At 68.8% G+C, this 20,230-nt stretch carries 11 protein-coding genes; 7 read left to right on the plus strand and 4 right to left on the minus strand.

Annotated elements, in window-relative coordinates; translation table 11 throughout:
- Window positions 1-715: 715 nt before the first annotated feature.
- The 5 genes from QZ607_RS00475 to QZ607_RS00495 all read left to right on the plus strand — a co-directional run bounded on the left by QZ607_RS00475 (window position 716) and on the right by QZ607_RS00495 (window position 10,820).
- Window positions 716-3,550 (plus strand): choice-of-anchor O protein, encoded by a 2,835-nt coding sequence (locus tag QZ607_RS00475; RefSeq protein WP_295878399.1) that lies wholly within the window; start codon window positions 716-718, stop codon window positions 3,548-3,550.
- 12 nt (window positions 3,551-3,562) lie between these two features.
- A complete protein-coding gene (locus QZ607_RS00480) occupies window positions 3,563-5,023 on the plus strand; it encodes a choice-of-anchor O protein (protein WP_295878404.1) in 1,461 nt (486 codons plus the stop codon).
- 142 nt (window positions 5,024-5,165) lie between these two features.
- Complete coding sequence (locus QZ607_RS00485) at window positions 5,166-8,075, plus strand: Ig-like domain-containing protein (RefSeq protein ID WP_295878406.1); 2,910 nt, start codon at window positions 5,166-5,168, stop codon at window positions 8,073-8,075.
- Between the two features lie 550 nt (window positions 8,076-8,625).
- Entirely contained in the window at window positions 8,626-10,059 is a 1,434-nt protein-coding gene (locus QZ607_RS00490) for a cytochrome c peroxidase (protein ID WP_295878407.1), read from the plus strand.
- Window positions 10,060-10,226: 167 nt separating this feature from the next.
- Window positions 10,227-10,820, plus strand: a complete 594-nt coding sequence (locus QZ607_RS00495) for a hypothetical protein (RefSeq protein ID WP_295878410.1) — start codon at window positions 10,227-10,229, stop codon at window positions 10,818-10,820.
- Between the two features lie 12 nt (window positions 10,821-10,832).
- Here the strand turns inward: QZ607_RS00495 and QZ607_RS00500 are convergent, their stop codons facing one another.
- Window positions 10,833-11,810, minus strand: coding sequence for a hypothetical protein (locus tag QZ607_RS00500; RefSeq protein WP_295878411.1), 978 nt, complete (start codon window positions 11,808-11,810; stop codon window positions 10,833-10,835).
- Window positions 11,811-12,190: 380 nt separating this feature from the next.
- Between QZ607_RS00500 and QZ607_RS00505 the strand changes: the two genes are divergently transcribed.
- Window positions 12,191-13,036, plus strand: a complete 846-nt coding sequence (locus tag QZ607_RS00505; protein WP_295878413.1) for a hypothetical protein — start codon at window positions 12,191-12,193, stop codon at window positions 13,034-13,036.
- Window positions 13,037-13,289: 253 nt separating this feature from the next.
- Here QZ607_RS00505 and QZ607_RS00510 read toward each other — a convergent pair whose 3' ends face one another.
- Entirely contained in the window at window positions 13,290-16,097 is a 2,808-nt protein-coding gene (locus QZ607_RS00510) for a PKD domain-containing protein (RefSeq protein ID WP_295878415.1), read from the minus strand.
- A 372-nt stretch (window positions 16,098-16,469) separates the two neighbouring features.
- Between QZ607_RS00510 and QZ607_RS00515 the strand changes: the two genes are divergently transcribed.
- A complete protein-coding gene (locus QZ607_RS00515; protein WP_295878416.1) occupies window positions 16,470-17,885 on the plus strand; it encodes a sigma-54-dependent Fis family transcriptional regulator in 1,416 nt (471 codons plus the stop codon).
- 27 nt (window positions 17,886-17,912) lie between these two features.
- Here QZ607_RS00515 and QZ607_RS00520 read toward each other — a convergent pair whose 3' ends face one another.
- Together QZ607_RS00520 and QZ607_RS00525 are read right to left on the minus strand one after the other, a co-directional pair.
- Window positions 17,913-18,878 (minus strand): universal stress protein, encoded by a 966-nt coding sequence (locus tag QZ607_RS00520; RefSeq protein ID WP_295878422.1) that lies wholly within the window; start codon window positions 18,876-18,878, stop codon window positions 17,913-17,915.
- A 148-nt stretch (window positions 18,879-19,026) separates the two neighbouring features.
- Window positions 19,027-20,028 carry a PDC sensor domain-containing protein gene (locus tag QZ607_RS00525; RefSeq protein ID WP_295878425.1) on the minus strand — a complete coding sequence of 334 codons (1,002 nt, stop codon included), beginning with the start codon at window positions 20,026-20,028 and terminating at the stop codon, window positions 19,027-19,029.
- Window positions 20,029-20,230: the final 202 nt, after the last annotated feature.

A 20,230-nucleotide genomic window follows, 5' to 3' on the forward strand; every position in this document is an offset into this window, starting at 1 on the left:
GGAATGTCGGGTCGCCGCCCTGCGGCGGCCCGACGACTTCTCTGAACCCGTGCTCCGGACTTCACACTTCAGGGACCTTGATTCTTGCTTCGGCAATGCCTGACCCCGCCTGCGGTTTTTGCCGGGTGAGGGGAGGCAGCGGGGGTCGGGCAACCCCCAGAGGGCAGGTTGTCCACACTCACCATGCCCGAGCGATCCGCTCAACCATAGGAGGCTGATTCAGAATCGCTTTTTTGATCTGCGCTGCTCTGCGCCAGGATGGTTTCAATGCCTGCCATGTCTCAGGGAAGCAACCAGTGGTCCTGATGCGACCCCTTGAAAACCCGAACGCCGCTCGTTGGGTTCCGGCGGAAATCTCCCACGCGACTCCACGGGGAATCGCCCGATTCCGCCGCGACCCACGCAAGGGAACCATGCGCGCCACCGGGATTCAGGGGCGGCGAGGGCGAAAGGTCGGTGGGCCAAGACATCGACAACAGGACGCCTTCTCCTCGACCGCAGGCCCTTGGCAGGACGTGGCGAGCGCCGTCGCTGTTGCGCGGCAGTTGTGCGTCTGAAGATGGCCCAGGAGCGCGCGGATCAGCGCGGACGGAGACTCCCGGCGAGTGCTGATCCCATGGGAAACAACCAATAAAACCGGCTGGTTACGCAACGTGAGTGGCGGCTCCGTGGTGGAGTCGTTCGCCTCAAACTGCACTTCCCTTAGGAGGAGTCCATGTCAACCAGAGCACTAGCGCTCGCTGTATCGGCGACGCTATCGGCGGCGATGGTTGCATCGGCATTCGCCGATGACAGCCAGATTCTGCGTCGCCAAATCTCCAGCCCCCCGGGCATCACCGAGGATCCGGAGCCGGAAGGCGAGCACGCCTTCGTCAAGCTGATGGGCTTCCTCGTGCCCACCCAGCGCGCCAACGGCACGGTAGAGCCCGTCGAGTACTACAACATCGAAGATGTGCTGGTGAAGACGGAGGTCAGCGCCAAGCCGCTGATCAGCGTCTATGTCTTCGGCCCGGTCATCGGCTTCGATGACTTCTCGCAATCCGGCTTCCCAGGCCATGGCAAGCGCGAGGCCTACGGCGCCGTGAGCCTGGACGACGGCGAGACCTGGCAGGTGACCAACCTGTCCAATTCGGCTGACCAGAGCTCCTTCACGCTGACCACGGACTTCCTGGTTCCGGACCCGGCGGACCCGGACTGCCACCATGCGCCGGCGGAAGGGACTGCGGCCACCAGCCCAGTGACGGCGCTGCTCGCCAGTCGTGATGACGATGACGATGATGACGACGACGACGACGATGCCGACGACGCGGGCCTCGTGATCGAAGAGGCCAAGTGGGAGCCTGAAGACGACGGCACCGGTGAGCTCGAGGTCGAGGGCGAGACCGGCCGTCGTGGCCGTGTCGAGGTGACCATCATCAACGCTGCCACCGGCGCAGAGGTCTGCACCACCCGCAGCGATCGCGATGGTGAGTTCGAGTGCGAGGTCGAGCTGGCTGACGACGCGGTTCCGTGCACCGTTGCAGCCGTCGTCGGCGACGACGAGAGCGAGGCCGTGCCGGTCGAAGACGCACCGGAGAACTGCGACGACGGCACCGGCGGTGACGGCGAGTGCACGCTGCTGGCGGAGTACCCTGGTGATGTGATCAACATCTTCCACGGCGTGGCGGGCAACCGCGTGCTGGTGGCCTGGCAGAGCAGGTTCTGCTCCTCCGGCTTCCCGGGCTACACCGGTGGTGCCAGCAGCGATGCGGACAGCATTGCGGGCTATCTCGGCATCGACCGTACCACGGACATGTACCTGGAAGACCTGTTCGGTGTGGCGGGCTCGCAGGCGTCCGTGGACTACCGCGAGCAGGCGGAGCCGACCAATCCGAGCGAGTACGACGGCGTCGGTGAAGTGCCCTACAACTGCCTGTGGGCGGCGCGCGGCATCCTGCGGCCGAACCCCGAGGGCAGCGAGACTGAGAATGCCACCGAGATGGTGTGGTTCCAGGCCGAGCGTCTGACCTCCGGTCGGCGTGACGTGAACCGTGTCGAGGTGTCCTGTGTCGCCGGCGGCGGCTGCGGCATCACCTGGCAGGAAGACCCCGAAGGCCTGCGTCCCGGTGAGGGCGAGGGTGCGGGCACCGGCTGGGCCGGCGCCACCACCAACAACCAGACCGACATCTGGTACAGCTTCATCGACTGGGAGGACTTCGACATCGTCGACCCGACCACGAGCGGGCTGAGCGCGCCGGTGCCGCTGGCGGACAACATCCTCACCACCGGTCGTCCGCAGCCCTACGTGCCCATGGCGGTGCCGATGCGGCTCACGAACAACGCGCGCTGCAGCTTCCCGTTGGGCCCGGACAGCCCCGCCTACTGCCTCGAGGATGTGGCCGGCGCGTACGGCATCAAGGACCAGTGCGTGGGTACGGTTGAGATCCCGCTGGGTCCGCAGGGCAACCTGCAGCCCATCTGCGTCGTGGACGCCAACGACAGCGGCGCACTGGATGCGGGTGACCTGCCGAACGTGGCCAACACCGCCGCGAGCCGGCCGCGCCTGAACCTGCGCCCGCGTGACAGCGACGGCGACGGCGTCACTGATGATGCCTGGGTCATCGTCATCCACGAAGAGGACAAGGGCCTCGGCCGCTTCGGCTTCCTCAACGATGAGATGTGGGCCGGTGAAGACGTGCCGGCTTCGGGCTGCGAGGACCCCGATGCAGACCAGACGGACAACTGCGATCGCGCCGACATCGGCAAGAACCAGTTCTACATCAGCTTCGCGCAGGGCTCGCCTGCGACCTCGCAGGTGGAATCCGGCGGATCGTTGCAACCCGCTGCGGACTTCAACTTCGCGCTGGTCAACAACCTGGTCGACCAACAGGCCCAGTACAACGCGCCTGAGGTGAACTGGCGGACCGGTACGCTGTACCCGCCGATGAGCACCGAGCAGATGTGGGACTTCGGTGACCTCAACTTCGGGATCATCAATACGGAGATCGCGCGTCGGGCGAGCCTGATGTCGCAGCCGCTGAGCACTGCGCTCCAGACCAGCAAGGATGAGGCGCTGATGGCGATGCCGCTGTTCAAGGAGGGCATCATCAACCAGGGTGGCCCGGCTGACATCATGGCGCGTCGTGTCTCCATCCCAGCGAATGGTGGCACCCCGCCTGAAGAGTGCCCGATCGATGACAACGTGGATGCAGACCAGCCCGTGGTCGAGCGCGCCACGCTGCGTGTGATCTCCACCGGCGGCTGGCGGCTGCAGGTGACGGTCAGCGGCTTCGACGGCATCCAGTGGGATCCGGAGACCCGCACGGGGACCCGCCTGCAACTGCGCAACGCGGTGACCACGGACCTCTACGGCTTCCCGCGGGATGTGGACGAGAGTGGTACGTCTGTGACGTACAACATCAACGCCGATACCTGGCAAGAAATCCCTTGTGCCATCCAGGTGGCCGATTGGGACGTGCCGGCGGCGGCGTTCGGGCCCTGGACGGAGGTGGATACCTCGGTCCTGCCTGACCTGCAATGCACCGGCCCCATCCCGCCTGCGTGCGAGTAAGGAGGTAAACCCATGAAGACGACATCACTACGTGCGTATGCCGCCGTGGGCCTGCTCGCTGCTGCGCCGGCGGCGCTGGCGATCACGGGCTCCATCGGCGAGAGCAACTGGACCGGCAGTGAAGCCACCAGCAACCCGTACGACGTCTCGAACATGAAGTGCGAGTGGTACGACGGCGAGGGGGGTGTGTTCGAAGGCGAAGTGCTGTATGCCGACGGCACCAACCCCTACTACCCGAAGGGACTGTGCACGGCGCCGACCATCAACCTGTCGGCGCGCACGCCTTACACCTGTGAGGCGTCGGGCGGCAGCGATGGGCTGTGCCCGGGTGCGGCGGACATGACCTGTGTGGATGACGAGGCGTTCGGTCAGCTCTGCTCGTCCTTGACGGACCCGGAGGACAACCAGCTGCTGGACAAGCTGCTGACCTGGTACGAGTGCCCCGGGTGGACGGGCGTAATCGAGAACGGCGTGCTGGCCCCCAGCGACATCCCGGGCGGGTGCTACATTGAGCCCGACAGCGCGTTGCTGGGTCCGAATCTGGACGACCGGTCCTGGTACATGCCCATCGACATCTCCAAGGCCCACCGCGGCTTCCTGGACGGGGACTTCGTGTTCCTGCTGTACGCCTGGTCGCCGAACTTCAAGCTCAACGCGGTCGGTCGCGACCGTTACGAGCTCTACACGCGGCGCTCCTTCGACGGCGGCATCACCTGGACCACGACGCCGGACAGCTTCGTGGCCAGCAACGAGGTGAGCTACAGCGGCAGCGGCACCACCACCTGCGAGACCTGGCGTGACGGAGCGGACTCCACCACGGACTCCCATGTCTGCACCGCCTACGGCGCAGGTGATGCGGAGCAGTCGCGCAATGTGACCCAGCACAAGTCCATGCGCATCACGACGCTCGATCCGCGCTACTCGCCGACCACGGGCAGCGTGGGTGAGCCGCCGCTGGACTACGACGGCTGGACGGTGTTCGAGCCCATCGACCCGACCGACCTCCGTGACCCGTCGCGCAACTTCGTGGTCTTCGAGACCGGCGACAACACCACGGTGGCGGTCGGCGAGGCGGAGCCGCTGAACCTCGACTACGGCCGGGGTGAGGTGTTCGGTGATCACTACACGGTGTGGAGTGAGATTGATACCGGCGTCAGCGACCCCGTCGCCGACTGCTATCCGAGCAACACCTACGGTGACACCGCTGTTGCCTTTGCCGAAGGGACCGGCTTCTGCAACGAGTTCGACTCGTTGGAGGGCTTCCCGCTTGCCCTGTCGGAGGAGGCGAGCGTGACGGCGAGCGCCTATGGCGACTTCCTCTACGGCGTGTGGGGGCAGTTCAACGTGGACGATACCGGCGAGCTCGTCGACGCCGACGTGCTGTTCCGCCGGGTGTGGTGGCTGGATGAGTACATCGCACCCGACGCGTACGACAACGTCGGCGGCTCGGAGGGGCAGGATCCGACGCCGTAGGACCCGCTGAAGGAAGGCGCAGGGAGGCGCCATCAATGGAGCGTCGGGTCGCCGCCCTGCGGCGGCCCGACGACTTCTCTTAAGGGGCCTATTCAGGCCTCATCGGTTTGTCTTCGCACCAATAAATACAGAGAGGAGTGCGATGAAACTGCATCCACAGACACGCAGAAGCCCGGTTGCCGGACTTCTCACCAAGCTGATCGGGGTCCCATTGCTGCTCTCGGCGTCCCCAGCCTTTCCCTTTTCCGCTTACCTGTTCGAGTTCGAGTTCGTCTATCCAAACTCGGACTCGGCCATCAACGCCAATTGCGCGCTCTGCCACAACGCCTACTCGTCGGGCACCGGCTTTAACCCCTACGGCGACGCATTTCGCAACGCTAGCGGCGCCACGCTCGAGGCCCGCTACCGGGCCATCGAAGCTCTGGACTCCGACGGCGACCCCGGCGGCTTCACCAATGTCGAGGAGCTCAACGCCAGCACCCAGCCCGGCTGGACGGTGGGCGATACGGTTCCGACCGGCGTCACCGGTGACCTCGATCCGGTCGGCGACAACACCCCGCCCGATGTCACGAATCCGGGCGATCAGCTGGCCCTGGAGGACGATTTCGTCAGCCTGCAGATCGTCGCCGATGACCTCGACGGCGATACGCTGACCTACAGCGCCATCGGTCTGCCGCCTGGGCTCGGCATCAGCCCGGCGACCGGCCTGATCAGCGGCACCATTCCGTTCACGGCGGTTCAGCATCCGAGCCTGTCGGTGAACTACAGCGTTGAAGTCACCGTGGACGACGGCATCGATGCGGTCACCGTGCTCTTCGTCTGGACGGTGGACGACGTGAACCGTGCGCCCATCGCGAACGATGACGGTGCGGCCTCCGACGGCACGCCGGTGGTGATCGACGTGCTCGCCAACGACACCGACGCCGACGGCGATGCGCTGACCGTCACGAATGTGACCAACCCGGCGGACGGCACGGCCGGGATCAACGCCGACGACAGCGTCACCTATACGCCGAGCTGCACGCCCGACGCGACCTTCACGGACGCGTTCGACTACACCATTGTCGATGGGTTCGGCGGCTCCGCGTCGGCCACGGTGACCGTGAACGTCACCTGCCCGGGAGAGGTGAACGAGTCCCCGGTGGTCACCACCCCCGCGGATCAGCAGAGCACCGAGACCGACGGCGTCGCGCTGCAGATCGACGCGACGGACCCCGAGGGCGACCCGCTGACCTACACGGCCATCGGCCTGCCCGCGGATCTGACCATCGATGCGGACACCGGCGCCATCACCGGCACCGTCTCCTTCGATGCCGTCCAGCATCCGGCTGTTCAGCAGGTCTACCCGGTGACGGTCGAGGTCTCGGACGGCGTGAACCTGCCGGTGGCGGTCAGCTTCGACTGGACCATCGATGACCAGAACCGCAATCCGGTGGCGGTCGACGACAGCGCCACCACGGTGCACGACAACCCGGTCATCATCGCTGTGCTCGACAACGACAGCGATGCCGATGGCGATACGCTGAGCATCCCCAACAACGGGCTCACCAATCCGCAAAACGGCAGCGTGACCACCGACGGCACTGTGGTGACCTATACGCCGGATGCGTTGTTCGTCGGCAGCGACAGCTTCGACTACGACGTCGAGGACGGCTTCGGTGGCACCGCGACGGCCACGGTGACGGTCACGGTGACCAACGAGGCGCCGGTGGCGGTGGATGATGTGTACTTCACGGATCAGGATGTCGCGCTGATGATCCCTGCGCCGGGTGTGCTCGGGAACGACACGGATGCGGACGGCGATCAGTTGACGGCGGTGCTCGGCAGCGATGTCAGCAACGGCTCGCTGACGCTGAGCGCTGACGGGTCCTTCAGCTACACGCCGGGCGCGGGCTTCATCGGCCAGGACAGCTTCACTTATGTTGCCAATGACGGCATCGAGGACAGCGTGGCTGCGACGGTGACCATCAACGTCCAGGAGGTGACGGTCAACGACCCGCCGGTGGTGGACAACCCGGGTGATCAGGCCAGTGATGAGACGGACCTCGTGAGCCTGCAGATCGTCGCGTCCGACCCGGACGGTGATGCCCTCGCCTACTCGGCCACGGGTCTGCCGCCGAGCCTGACCATCGATGCCAACACCGGTGAGATCCTGGGCGTGGTCTCCTTCGATGCCGTCACGCATCCTGACACCGAAGCGGTGTACGCCGTGACGGTGACGGTTGACGACGGCGAATTCACCGACTCGGCGGCCTTCAGCTGGACGGTCACCGACGTGAACCGGAACCCCGTCGCGGCGGACGATTCGGCCACCACGGACATCGACACCCCGGTGACCATCGATGTGCTGGCCAACGACAGCGACGAGGACGGTGATGCGCTGACGGTCGTGAGCCTCGGCGCGGCGCTGAACGGTACCGCGCAGGTCAATGCCGACGGCACTGTCACCTACATGCCGAACACCGGCTTCACCGGTGAGGACAACTTCACCTACACGGTCGAGGACGGCTTCGGCGGCAGTGCCGAGGCTACCGTCACCATCATGGTGAACGACCAGACGGCGGAGGCGGACGTCTTCCTGACCCGCATCAACGTGCCGCGGCAGCTCCAGCTGCGCGACGACGACGAGGCGGAGTTCAGGGTGCGCGTCCTCGGTGACGGCGACACCCTGGAGCAGGAGGCGACGGTGACCCTCACCGCCACCCTGGACGGCGACGCGTGGGATGACGAGGCGCTGGAGGTGGAGATCGAGCCCGAGCGTGTGACGGAAACCGTGGTGCCCGGCGGCCGGGACACGCGCTTCGACTTCGAGGCCGAGGTGGAGTGCGAGGAGCGGGGCAGCTACGAGATCACCTGGACGGCGATCATCGACGCGGCCGAGAACGCGGACCCGACCAACGACACCGTCGAGGCCGTGACCCGCGTGCAGTGCCGCGACAAGGACAAGGGCGGTCATGGCAAGGACGGTCATGGCAAGGGCAGGGACGATGACCACGACCGCGGTCACCGCGGCAGGGACGACGACGACGAGGACGACAGGGACGACGATTGAGTGGCGTCGGGGCCAGGGACGGCCGCCGGCGGCTCGGCCTCGGCAGGCCCGCCGGCATCACAAGCGCGGCCCGGGTCATCCCGAGCCTTCACGCGGGTAGGCCGCCAGGACGGCCGGTGCGTGAGCAGCGCAAAGCCCAATCAAGCGATTTCCGGTGGGCGCCGGCGATGCCGGCGACCAGCCAGAGGTGCGCCCCGTGCGCACCCACAGGGCCCCGTCGAGGGGCTTGAGCGAGCCGCGGGCGGACGCGCGCCCGGGCTCGCAGACGACGACAAGGACGGCCGTGCTGCACGGCATCGATCCGAACCGAGAACCGTGGGACGACAGCAGGGTTGCGAGGGGCGTTTTTGCCCGCGCGATGCGAGCTCCGCCGCCGGCTGCCCTCAGCCGGCGGCGGTACCACCGCCCGGCAGGCCGGCGCGCCGGCGCCGCCGGGCTCGTTGCCCCCATGGGCCGGTCATGGGCTGAGCGGTCACCGCAGAGTGGCCCGGGAGCCCGCAGCCGGCCGGCGGGGGCTGGCATCACCGTCAAGGACCATTAGGAGTGCAAGATGAAGTTCCACAAGCCCTTGTTGTCTGCGGCCGTCGGCGCCGCGCTGGCAACCGGCCTTGGCCTGCAGGGCGTCCAGGCATCCGATGACGATCTGGACCTCCTGCCCATCGAGAAGCTCGGCAAGAAGATCTTCTTCGACAAGCAGCTGTCCATCCGTCGCAACCAGTCCTGTGCCACCTGCCACGTGCCCGAGGTCGGCTGGACCGGCGATGACCCAACCATCAACGAGGCAGGCGCCGTCTACGAGGGCTCCATCAAGGGTGAGTTCGGCAACCGCAAGCCGCCGAGCTCGGCGTATGCAACGCTGGCGCCCATCTTCTACGCCGATTTCGGCAATCGGCTGCTGGGTGACAATGACCCGGATCTGGCCGACGACCCGCTCTTCGTCGGCGGCAACTTCTGGGACGGCCGCGCCACCGGATGGGAGCTCGGCAACCCCGCCGCGGACCAGGCCCAGGGGCCCTTCCTGAACCCCGTCGAGCAGGCCCTGCCGGACGCCGCCTGCGTGGTCTATCGCGTCTGTACAGGCAAGTACGGCAGCCTGTTTGACGAGGTCTGGGGTCCGCAGCGCTGCAACATCGACTGGCCCAACAACATCAACGGCGTCTGCGCCCAAACGGACGGCGAGGTGGCCCTGTCGCCGCAGGACCGCAACCGCGTGGACCAGGCCTATGATCGCGTGGCGCTGGCCGTGGCGGCCTTCGAGGACTCGCCGGAGAGCAACGCCTTCACGTCCAAGATCGATGCCCACCGCGCCGGCATGTACGAGTTCACCGAGCAGGAGGCGATGGGTCGGGACATCTTCCGCGGCAAGGGCCTGTGCTCGGAATGCCATGTGGGTACGCCCGGACCGGGTGCGGCGCCGCCGCTGTTCACGGACTTCACGTACGACAACCTCGGCGTGCCGCGCAACCCGCTGAACCCCTTCAGCATCGCCAACCCGGACTGGGCTGATCCGGGCCTGGCGGGCTTCCTGATGAACGTCGAAGGCTTCGCCGAGTACGCGGACGCGAACCTGGGCAAGCAGAAGGTGCCGACCCTGCGCAACGTGGGCCTCGGCTCCTGCGAGGCGGAGGCGTTTGCGGACGACGAGGATGATGAAGATCGCCGCAAGGGCAAGGGCAAGTGCATCACCAAGGCCTACATGCACAACGGCTACTTCAAGACCCTGTGGCAGGTGGTGAACTTCTACAACACCCGCGACGTGAAGCCGGTGTGCGAGGAGCTGGAGCCGCCGGTGCTGGATGCCACGGTGGATGTCGCCCTGGCCAACGACTGCTGGCCGCGGCCGGAAGTGGCCGCGAACGTCAACACCGACGAGCTCGGCAATCTGGGTCTCACGGACGAAGAGGAAGTCGCCCTCGTGGCCTTCATGCTCGCCATGAGTGACGGTTACCTCGAGGCCGACGACGACGACGATGATGACGACTGACGACCCTTCGAGCCGGCGCGGGTCGCCGGCTCGACGGTCGTGATGCAGCGCCCGGCCCGTTTGGGTCGGGCGCTTTGACGCCGGCGATAACCGATTTCACCACTGACAATGTGGGCCGCGTCATGCGGCCCCTGTGCATGGGGCCGATGCAGCCCCGGGAGATGATCATGCCAAAAACGCCTCTGCTCGCCGCTGCCCTCACTGCCGCTGTCTGCCTGGCCCCCGCGGCCCAGGCGACGCCGGCGGCGGCGCCGGCGCTGCTGCCTCTGGCGCAGCAGGGTGAGTCCACCCCGCTGTTGGTACAGGGCGGCGGTGCCGGCGGCGGCCCCGGCCAGCGCGGCGGCGGCCCCGGCCAGCGGGTCGGCGGTCCGGGCTTCGGCCAGGGGCCGGGTGGCTCCGGCTTCGGCAGCGGACCAGGTCAGGGCCGTGGCGGGCCCGGCGCAGGCCGCGGCGGTGGTCCGGCGGCGACGGTGCCCGGCCAGGGGCCGAGCGGCAGCGGGGACGATGTCCTGGTCCGTGGTGGCCAGAGGCGGGGGCCGGGGCGCGCCGTGCCGCCGAACTGGGATCGCGGTGATTGGGATCGCTGGTACCCGGACCCGCGGAACTGGGACAGGTACGACTGGGACCGCTATGACTGGGACCGCTCAGACTGGGATCGCTTCCGCGGTCGCGGCCCCGGCGGACGGGGCCGCGGACCCGGCTACGGCCCGGGTCCCTTTGGGCCGAGCTGGGGGCCCGGCTTCCCGGGCTATGGGCGCTGACGGCGGACTGACTCAGTCGTCGTCATCGTCGCTGTCATCATCGTCCGTGTCGTCGTCATCGTCCGTGTCGTCGTCATCATCATCCGTGTCGTCATCGTCATCGTCATCGTCATCCTCGTCGTCGGAATCGCCCTTGTGCGGCTTGCCGCCCGGCGCCCGCAGCAGGCGCTGGATGTCCTTGCCGCAGAGGGCGCCGCGGATGCGCGCGGCACCCGGGTCATCGGCCACGGGCAGGGGCGCGAAGATGTGGCCCTGCAACAGGAGGTCGGCGCTGCCGTCGAGGGTGTCCAGGTCGTCATCGCCCTCCAGGGTCACCATGCCGAGCAGGCTGTGGGTGACGGATGCCCCCACCAGCGGCGGGTTCGTGGTCAGGTCCTCCAGGTGGGTGATGCCGGCGGCGCGGGTGACCAGGAGCAGCGGCACCTCGGCGGTCTTCTTGCCGCGGCCGACGGTGACGACGCCGTCGAAGATGGAGACCTCCGTCACGCGCGGATAGGGCAGGCCCTGGCTCAGGAAGGGCCGCGCGAGCTGCAGGCACGGCGCCTCGGGGTCGAAGGGGTCTTCGCAGAATTGCTCATACCAGTTGGTGAGGCTCGCGCAGTAAAGGTCCGCCGTGAAGGGCGCGCCGCCGATGGTGCCGCTGATGGGGCCCTGGCTCTGCACCGAGGTGGGGACTTCTACCGCCATATCGCCGATCTTGAGCGGCATGACGTCGCCGAAGACCTCGCAGTTGAAGCGATGATCCTCGACGGTGAAGGGGTAGAAGGCCTCCTGCAGCTCGCCGTCCAGGTAGTCGCGGACGGCGCAGGCGCCGGCCTCGGTCATGAAGCCGGGGACCATGTGGAAGGGCCCCATGACCACGTCCACGCAGTCGCCCTCAGGGCTCGCCTGCGCCGGTGCCGTGCTCATCAGGGTGCCGGCCAGGGTGAAGCCCGCCGCCAGCAGCAGGCCGGTCATGCAGCGCGCGGGCTTGAGTCCAGTGCTTGTCATCAGTTGTTCCTCAGTTGCAGTGGCGATGCCGGGCATCGCCGGATGGAGGCGCCCGGCGGCCCGAAGGCCGCGGCGCCCAGGCCGGGCGGCGTGCGCCCGGACTCCCGGTGCCGCACCGCCCGGACCTGCACCTTGCGGCGCGTGCAGGCCGGCGGTGTGCGGCGCTGGAATGAATGCGTGCAAGGGCGCGGCCCCGGGGCTCCTTTGGGGCCTGCGCCCAGCCACAGCGTGCCGCCGGCCCGCAGCTTGCCGGCCATCGGCGCCATCGGCGCCATCGAGCATCCGACGCGAGCGCACCGGGGCGGGCGCAGCCCTGCGCCCGTGACCGGCGGCGAGCGCGTCGTCAACCCAAGGCAATCATCGGTTCGAGGAGAAGAAGCATGCCAGCACGACCGATTTCCACGTCCTCCCTGTTGATCCTGACCGCGGCGCTGGCCGTGACGCCCCAGCTCGCGGTGGCGGCCGATGACCCGGCGGCAACCGCCGGGGCCGGGCCGCAGCCGGCGGCTGAAGCACCGGCACCGGCTGCGCAGCCGGGCGACACCGGCGCCGCCCCGGCGGGCGGTGATGAGCAGTCGGCGCCGGATGCGCCGACAGGAGATGCTGCCCCGGCCGGGGAGGAGACGGCCGGGGCAGCGGCCGGCGCCGCTGCGCCGGTTGGGGACACGGAGGCTGCACCGGCGGCCGAAGCCGCGCCGGTGGAGCCTGAGACGGCGCCGATCACCGGCGCCTTCGGCATTGCGCTGGGCGAGCCCTTTGCAGCCTGTGTGGTGGCGGAGGTGCTGCGCGAAGAGCCCATCACCTACCGCGATGCGGACAAGACCGAGCACACGGGCACCCGTTACCACGTGATGCCGCGGGTGCCGAACACCGGCTTCACCCGCTATGCCGTGGACACCAACAGCGACGGCATCGTCTACGCCGTGCGCGCCTACCACGAGCCCGAGACGCGCTCCAAGCAGTGCGCGGCCGCCCGGGCGCTCGCGGCGGCCCTGGAAGCCAAGTACGGCGAGCCCATCGGCCGGGGTGCCTTCGGCGAGTGGTACGCGTTCCGCGACGCATCGGTGGATCATTACCGCGGCATCCGGCTGTATTCGCAGCGCTGCCGCCGCGGCCTGTATGAGATCGTCTACAGCGACGAGGCCGCCATGCTCGCCGCGCCGGCGGAATCGGATGACGCAGCCGAGACGGCGTCGGAGGACGCCTGCGTCGCGGCCGGTCTCTGAGTGCATGCCGAGATTGCCTGCGTTTGCGGCCGGGCAAAGTGCCCGGCCGTCCTCAGCGCCACTGCGGCGCTGAAGATGATCGGGCGCGCAGACCGAGGTCCTGCACTCCGTGCCGGCCTCGGTCAGGCAGGCCAACAGGCGCGGTCTGCCCTGTGCATCCTGTCCAGATGACGGCACCCGCGCCGGCCCGCCGGCCGGCGCAGGCGCCGCTCGCCTCATACGCGCCCGTACGGGCATCCGCTGCCCGTCCGGCTCAGCGTCTCGGCCCCGGCCCCGGTCCCGGGATGCCGGCGGGAGCCGTGACGGTCACCGCCTGCGTGGCCACCGCCGTGAGCCCGCCGTCGTCCGTGACCGTGAGCGTGACGGTGTAGGTCCCTGCTGCGGCGTAGGTATGGCTCGTGGCTGCACCCGTGGCGGTGGTGCCGTCGCCGAAGTCCCAGGCCCAGCTGACGAGGGTCCCGTCCGGGTCCGCGGAGGCGCTGGCGTCGAAGGTGCAGGCCAGATCCGTGCAGTTGGACGTGAAGCTCGCCGTCGGTGGGAGGTTACCTGCGGTCACGGCCTGTGACAGGGTTCCCGTCGCGCCCTGGTCATCCGTAACCGTGAGGGTCACCGTGTAGGTGCCGGCCGCGGCGTAGCTGTGGCTCGCGCTGACACCTGTGGCCGTGGCGCCGTCGCCGAAGTCCCAGGCCCAGCTCACGATGCTGCCGTCCGTGTCGGTGGAGGCGCTGCCGTCGAAGCTGCAGGCCAGGTCCGTGCAGGCGACCGCGAAGCTCGCCGTGGGCGGGACATTGCCGGTGCTCACCGTGACGTTCTGCGCAACCGTGTCCGTCAGGCCGCCATCGTCCGTGACCGTGACCGTCACGGTGTAGGTGCCTGCGGCGGCGTAAGTGTGGCTCGCGGTGACGCCCGTGGCCGTGGTGCCGTCGCCGAGGTCCCACTCATAGCTCAGGATGGTGCCATCCGGGTCCACGGAGGCGCTGGCGTCGAAGCCGCAGGCGAGCTCTGTACAGCTGGCCGTGAAGCTGGCAATGGGCGGCTCGTTGACCGGACCCGTGGCAACCCACTGGGCCGTGGCCATGACGTGCGGCTCGGCCATGCCGGTGGCGAGCCAGGCGTCCAGGTAGTCCTGGCCGGCGCCGCCCAGGTTCGGGTCGAGGCCCTCGTTGGCGAGGTACAGGAACTGCACGTACTCCCAGCTGGTGGGCTGGAACAAGAGCCGGATCTCGGCGCTGGCGGCGCCGGCGGGCGGGCTCAGGGCGATCTCGTCCCAGTGGTTGTAGGTGCCGCCCGGGCCCGGGTTGCCGTATTGGGTCTCCGGCTCCGGCAGGGCGTTGCGCAGCTTGGCCTCGTCGTAGTCGTAGCCGTAGGGCGGGATGCGCCCGTCGGTGCCGACCTTGTTGTTGAGCACGAAGTGGAAGCTGTAGTCGTAGACGGACGGGCAGCTGCCGTCGGGCTCCTGATTCTGCTCGCAGAGCAGCGCCAGGTCTTCGAGAGTCGCCGTGATCTCGCCGGTGACCCGGTCGAAGCCCACCACCAGGTCGCGATAGCCCGCATTGAGGCTCACGAGCTGCGATGCCCATTGCCCGGTGATGGCACCGTGGATGTCGTAGATGGGCGCGTTGGCGGTGCCCTTCAGGTCGAGCAGGGTGCGTACGACGTCGTCGGTACCGTCGCCGTCCAGATCCAGTTGCGTCTGCAGCTCGCCGTAGGCGCCTTCCTCGTCGATGAGGTTGCCGTTGGCATCCAGCCATTGGATGTTGAGCCACATGCGCCGCCCCTCCGGATAGCCGGAGATCAGCTTATGGCTGGTGAGGTTCACCACCTTGAGGGTGTCGCCTTCCACGATCAGGGATGCCGCCGCCTCCAGGTTGGACTTGGCACGGGCGACGCCGTCGTTCATGCCGGCGATCTCGGCGGCGGTGAGGGCGCCGAAGCGCAGCCGGCCCTGGCTGTTCAGCCATTGCATGGCCTCCGGCATCCAGTAGTTGCCGCCGGTGAGGTCGTGCTTCGGCAGGTCGGAGCGCACGGGCGTGCGCGGCGGACGGCCCGCGCCCTTGCCGGTGACCGGCGCCAGGTGGCAGGTCTGGCAGGTGAACAGGCGCTCGGTGCCGTCGGCATAGTTGCCGAGCCCCGCCGGGTCCGCGGCCACGGCCGCATCCCGGGCGCGCTTGATGGCGCCTGCCTGCAGCTCGGGCGGCAGGGTGTCATAGTCCGCGACGCGGATGGAGCCCAGCAGGCTTGCCTTGTGCTCGCTGTAGGTGCGCTCGACGACGCCGTACTGATAGGGCCGGTACTTGAACGGCACGTTCAAATCCAGCTCGGTGTTGTTCACCCCCGGGTTGTTGTAATCGAGGTCCAGCTTGGCGCCATTGTTGTGCGCAAGGCCGCCGACCACGGGGTTCGAGACATCGTGGCAGGTGCCGCAGAGCTCGGGGGAGCGGTGGTACTGCGACTGCAGCGCCGCATGTGCCCGCGGCGGCGGGAAGGCGTCGGCATAGGGTCCGAGCTTGGTGCCGTTGCTGTCGGTGACCACGTACTGGGCGCTGCCGTAGTGGCCCTCGATGGGGTTGCCCTGGTCATCGGCGAGGTAGGCCAGGAAGGGCGAGATCTGCACACCCAGGTGTTCGGACTGGTCCGGGTTGGTCAGGCGGTGGCAGAGGTCGCACTGAACGCCGTTGCGGTCGGCGTTGTTGTCGAGCCCGGCGCCGTTGGTGGGCGTGGAGCGGCCGCTGAGCCAGCCGGCCGGGGTGTGGCAGCGGATGCAGATGTCGCCCGAGCCGTTGAAGTCCTGCTCGGCCACGGCGAGCGTGGCCCAGAAGATCGGGTCGCGGCTGGAGTGCGCCATCATGCTGCCGCGCCAGTTGTGCAGCGGCTCCGCATTGAAATCGTAATTGCCGTGGCAGTTGGCGCAGACGCCGACATCGTCCAGGGGGACGATGCCGTCCTCGGGCTGGGTCCCGGGCATTTTGGCGTCGTTGGGTACGACGTTGGCCGCAAAGGCCGTGGGTACGGCGAGCGCCAGCAGCAATGCGGCGGCTCGCGTGGTCGTTGTCAGCAGCATCAAGTGGTTCCTCCCATTGCAATATCGGAGAAGCCCCATCCCTGACGGTCTCCTCCGTACCGCTCCTTTCTGCATAATCCATGCTGAAACCATGGAACGCTGCAATTTCAACGGCCTAACGCCGTGGCCGGCCCGCGCCACCTGACAGATCCGGCAGTTGCCGGACTGCCAGTGCAGGCAGGACCTGCCGCCGCCTGACAGAACTGTCAGGCGGCGGCGGGTGGCCCGGCAGCGCTGAGCGCAGACGGCGCAGCCCGGTGTGGTCGGTGGCGCCGTTGCCGGCGGCGCGCGGGCGGACGCACGCCCGGCAGGGAACGCCCCATCCCGCCCCCGACTGCGGGCGGCACGGAACCTGTTCGGAGGTGCTCGCCCATGCCCGATCTCGTTGCGCTGCGCTCCCTGCTGGAGACCCACGAGCGGCCCTTCGTGGTCATCGCTGCCGACCGGCGCGTGGTGGCCGTGAACCAGGCCTTCGAGCGCGCCTTCAACAAACCGGGAGCGGCGCTCGCGGGCCTGCCCTGCCACCGCGTGCTGCACAATCAGGACCGGCCCTGCGACGAGACGGGCGAGGACTGCCCCTTCGCCGCCTGCCTTGCGGAGCAGCAGCCGCGCAGCTGCCTGCACACCCACGGCGATGCCGGCGGCGGCACCCACTGGGTGCGGGTCAACATGTATCCCATCGCCGGCGCGGACGGCGAGCGCTATGTGGGCGAGCTGGTGCAGGAGATCGCGGCCCGGGAGGGCCACGAAGAGGTAGACGATACCCGGCCCGTGGGGCGCTCACCCGCGTTCCTGAGCGTCATGGAGCAGCTGGAGCAGGCGGCACGCACCGATGCGCCGGTGCTGCTGGTGGGCGAGACCGGCACGGGCAAGGAGCTCGCGGCGCGCTTCATGCACCGGTATTCGCCGCGCCGGGACCGACCCTTCGTGGCCGTGGACTGCTCGGTGATCGCGGAGTCGCTGTTCGAGAGCGAGCTGTTCGGCCACGAGCGCGGCGCCTTCACCGGCAGTGTGCAGACGCGCCCGGGGCTCATCGAGATCGCGGGCAGCGGCACCGTGTTCCTGGACGAGATCGCCGAGGCCTCGCCCAGCGCCCAGGCGAAGCTGCTGCGGGTGCTGGAGGCGCGGGAGTTTCGCCGTGTCGGTGGCAACAAGGTCATCCGCACCGATGCCCGCGTTATCTGTGCCACCAACCGCGACCTGTGGCAGCTGGTGGAGGCGGGCAGCTTCCGCGAGGACCTGTATTACCGCATCGCCTGCTTTCGGGTGCGCATCCCGCCGCTGCGCGAGCGCCCGCAGGACGTGCCGGGGCTCGCCGACGCCCTGCTGAAGCGCATCGGGCGGGCGGCGCACCGGCGCTATCACCTGGACCCGGAGGCGCTGCGGCTGCTGCTCGCCTACGACTATCCGGGCAATGTCCGCGAGCTGCGCAGTGTGCTGCAGGTGGCGGTGGCCCACCTGGAGCAGGGGCACCGCGGCCGGGTCACGGCGGATGCGGTGGCGGCGGGGCTGCGCATGCGCGAGCACTACAGCGCCGCGCCCGTGCCACAGGGGCGCGTCGCGCACCGGGCCGATCGCGAGGTGGCGGCGGCGCCCCCGGTGTGCACGCCGGCTGCGCACAACGCATCCGGCTCGAGTCTGGACGACGTGGAGGCGGCGTACATCTCGGGTCAGCTGCGGCGCTGCGGCGGCAACCGGCGGCGGGTGGCCTCGGCGCTCGGCATCAGCGAGCGCACCCTCTATCGCAAGATCGCCAAGTATCGGCTCGGCGACCTGGGCAACGCCTGAGCCGGCACGGGGCGGGGCCGGGACCGCTCAGCCCACCGGTGACACGAAGCCCGCGGGCTTGAGCGCCAGCACCGAAGTCTCGGCGCCCTGGAGCAGGTCCTCCGCGGTGGTGCCGATGAAGAGCCCGGGCTCGCGCGGGCGGCTCAGAGTAGCGAGCACGATGAGATCACTCGCCAGGCGGCGGGCCTGCGCCAGCACCTGCTCGGCGGGGGTGCCGCGCACCAGGTGGGTCGCGCCGTCGCGCAGCTGCGTGCGGTAGTCGCCGGTCACCTCCGCCAGGGCGGCCGCGTGCTGGCGCTCGATGAGCCCCAGGGCATCCGCGAGCCGCGGATCGTGCTCCGTGCGGGTGCCGGGCAGGGCGCCGTCGAAGGGTGCCTGCCAGGCGTGCACCACATCGAGCATCGCTCCGTCGCGGGCCGCCACGGCCGCCGCCGTGTCCAGGATGCGGCGGTTCAGCGCGCGGCTGTCGGGTTGGGCCGCATCCACGGCGGCGAGCACCCTGGTGCAGCTGTGGGTGGCCGGGTCGTCAGGCGTGACCGCCGGCGCTCCCGTGGCCGCGTCTTCCGGCTCGCGGTCGATCCACACCGGGCAGGGGCACTTGCGCAGCAGGTGCATGTCCGTGCTGGCGAAGAGCCCGCGGCAGCCTGGGCGCTGGCGCACGGGTTTCAGCACCAGGTCGTGCCCGTCGCGGAGCACCGCCTGGATCACCTCGATGAAGGGTGTGCCGATGGTGACCCGCAGTCGGGGCGCCTGGCCCCGGACCCACTCCTCGGCGAGGTCGGCGAGGGCATACAGGCGCTGCTCGCTCTGCTGCACGTCGTCGGCGAGGCCGAAGCGCTTCACCAGGTCGGCGCCGATGCCGGACTCGATGGTGACGTCCATGAGCGTCAGCCTGGCGTCATGCTCCCGGGCCAGCGCCACCGCCCTGCGGAACGCTCGGGTGGGGCCGAACTCGCCGTCGGCGAAGTAGAGGATGTGCTTGAGCGCTTGCATGGTGTTTGCCCGTCCGTAAAGTGTTCAACCAAGTCCCATCGCATCGCCGCGGGGCGTGCGCGTTTCCGTGTCTGGCAGTCCGCTGCACCGGCGCCGGCGCGGTTCAGGCCGCAACGTCGCCGGTGCGTTGCGCCGCAGCGTGAAAACCTCAGGCGGCGGCGGACTCGCACGCGGGCTCAGCGTGGGGCTGGGCGGCACAGGACATGCCCGTGCCGAGCCAGAAGTCCATGTCCTTGTCCAGGAATTCCTCCCAGCGCATGTAGTGCGAGCCGTCGCAGCTGAAGTTGAGGGCGACGATGCCGTTGAAAATGTTGAGGGAGCCGGAGCGCAGGTAAATGTTCTCGTCCATGAGTCGCAGCCCTCTGAAGGACTGAAACACCGCGCCGACGCGCTCGCCGGGGATCTCCGCCTCGGCCGGGTAATCCCGCTGCGGATAGGCAAGCCGTGTGTCCGGGTTGGTCAGGTCCTCGAAGTCCAGCACCCGGAAGCGGTAGGGGTCGTCCAGGGACCAGATGGTCGCCCGGGAGCTGGAGAAATGCAGCTTGCCGTGGAAGACGCCATGGTCGGTGACGAGCTCCGTGAACAGCCCGAGCACCTCGTCGATACGGCTGTCCATCAGGCTCTCCACCCGCTGCTGGTAGAAGAGTCCGCCGCGGATGGCCGGGTCGCCCTTGAGCTGCAGCCATTGGTCCGGCTGGCGGTAGAGCTCGCGGGTGAGCGGCAGCTCGCGCAGGTCGAAGTCGGCGCCGAGGAAGCCGAGCAGCCCGCCGTCGGCGGCCGTCACGCGTTGGATGGCGGTGAGCGAGGGTCGGCCCTGGTTGCGGCTCAGATAGGCCGGTGACAGCGAGAATTCGGCGCCGGCCAGCGCCTCGGCCAGGTAGGGGCGCCGGCTGCGGTCGCGGCCGTGGTGCTCCGGCAGCGGGCCTTGGCGGGAGAGGTTTGCCGTCACCTGGCGGGCGTCGGCATCCAGCAGATAGAGGTACTTGCAGGCGGGCAGCTCGTGCAGGGCGCTGTCGAGCAGGACCTCCAGCGCTGCGCGATCGCCCCAGAGATCCCGGCAGGGCTCGACCAGGCGGCCCAGCTGGCCGGCGAGCCGGCCCTGGAGCAGCATGCGTTGGCGGGCGATGGCGGCTTGCAGTGCTTCGCTCATGGCGGTCACCTTGTGGTGGTGGTTATCAGGTCTCGTTGCTTCTGGTCTTGGTGGATCTGCTCATGCCTGGGGTCGCCGAGCTCCACTCGGCGCGTTGGGGCCGCCGAGCTCCACTCGGCGCGTTGGGCCGCCGAGTTCCACTCGGCCCGTTGGGGCCGCCGAGTTCCACTCGGCGCGTTGGGGCCGCCGAGTTTCACTCGGC

Origin of the sequence: uncultured Thiohalocapsa sp., from assembly GCF_913063425.1 — a bacterium.
Lineage (GTDB): Bacteria > Pseudomonadota > Gammaproteobacteria > Chromatiales > Chromatiaceae > Thiohalocapsa.

Excerpts from the sequence above, each read along its gene's own strand:
- QZ607_RS00475 (WP_295878399.1), top strand. The coding sequence starts at position 716 with ATGTCAACCAGAGCACTAGCGCTCGCTGTATCGGCGACGCTATCGGCG.
- QZ607_RS00480 (WP_295878404.1), top strand. The coding sequence starts at position 3,563 with ATGAAGACGACATCACTACGTGCGTATGCCGCCGTGGGCCTGCTCGCT.
- QZ607_RS00485 (WP_295878406.1), top strand. The coding sequence starts at position 5,166 with ATGAAACTGCATCCACAGACACGCAGAAGCCCGGTTGCCGGACTTCTC.
- QZ607_RS00490 (WP_295878407.1), top strand. The coding sequence starts at position 8,626 with ATGAAGTTCCACAAGCCCTTGTTGTCTGCGGCCGTCGGCGCCGCGCTG.
- QZ607_RS00495 (WP_295878410.1), top strand. The coding sequence starts at position 10,227 with ATGCCAAAAACGCCTCTGCTCGCCGCTGCCCTCACTGCCGCTGTCTGC.
- QZ607_RS00500 (WP_295878411.1), bottom strand. The coding sequence starts at position 11,810 with ATGACAAGCACTGGACTCAAGCCCGCGCGCTGCATGACCGGCCTGCTG.
- QZ607_RS00505 (WP_295878413.1), top strand. The coding sequence starts at position 12,191 with ATGCCAGCACGACCGATTTCCACGTCCTCCCTGTTGATCCTGACCGCG.
- QZ607_RS00510 (WP_295878415.1), bottom strand. The coding sequence starts at position 16,097 with ATGCTGCTGACAACGACCACGCGAGCCGCCGCATTGCTGCTGGCGCTC.
- QZ607_RS00515 (WP_295878416.1), top strand. The coding sequence starts at position 16,470 with ATGCCCGATCTCGTTGCGCTGCGCTCCCTGCTGGAGACCCACGAGCGG.
- QZ607_RS00520 (WP_295878422.1), bottom strand. The coding sequence starts at position 18,878 with ATGCAAGCGCTCAAGCACATCCTCTACTTCGCCGACGGCGAGTTCGGC.
- QZ607_RS00525 (WP_295878425.1), bottom strand. The coding sequence starts at position 20,028 with ATGAGCGAAGCACTGCAAGCCGCCATCGCCCGCCAACGCATGCTGCTC.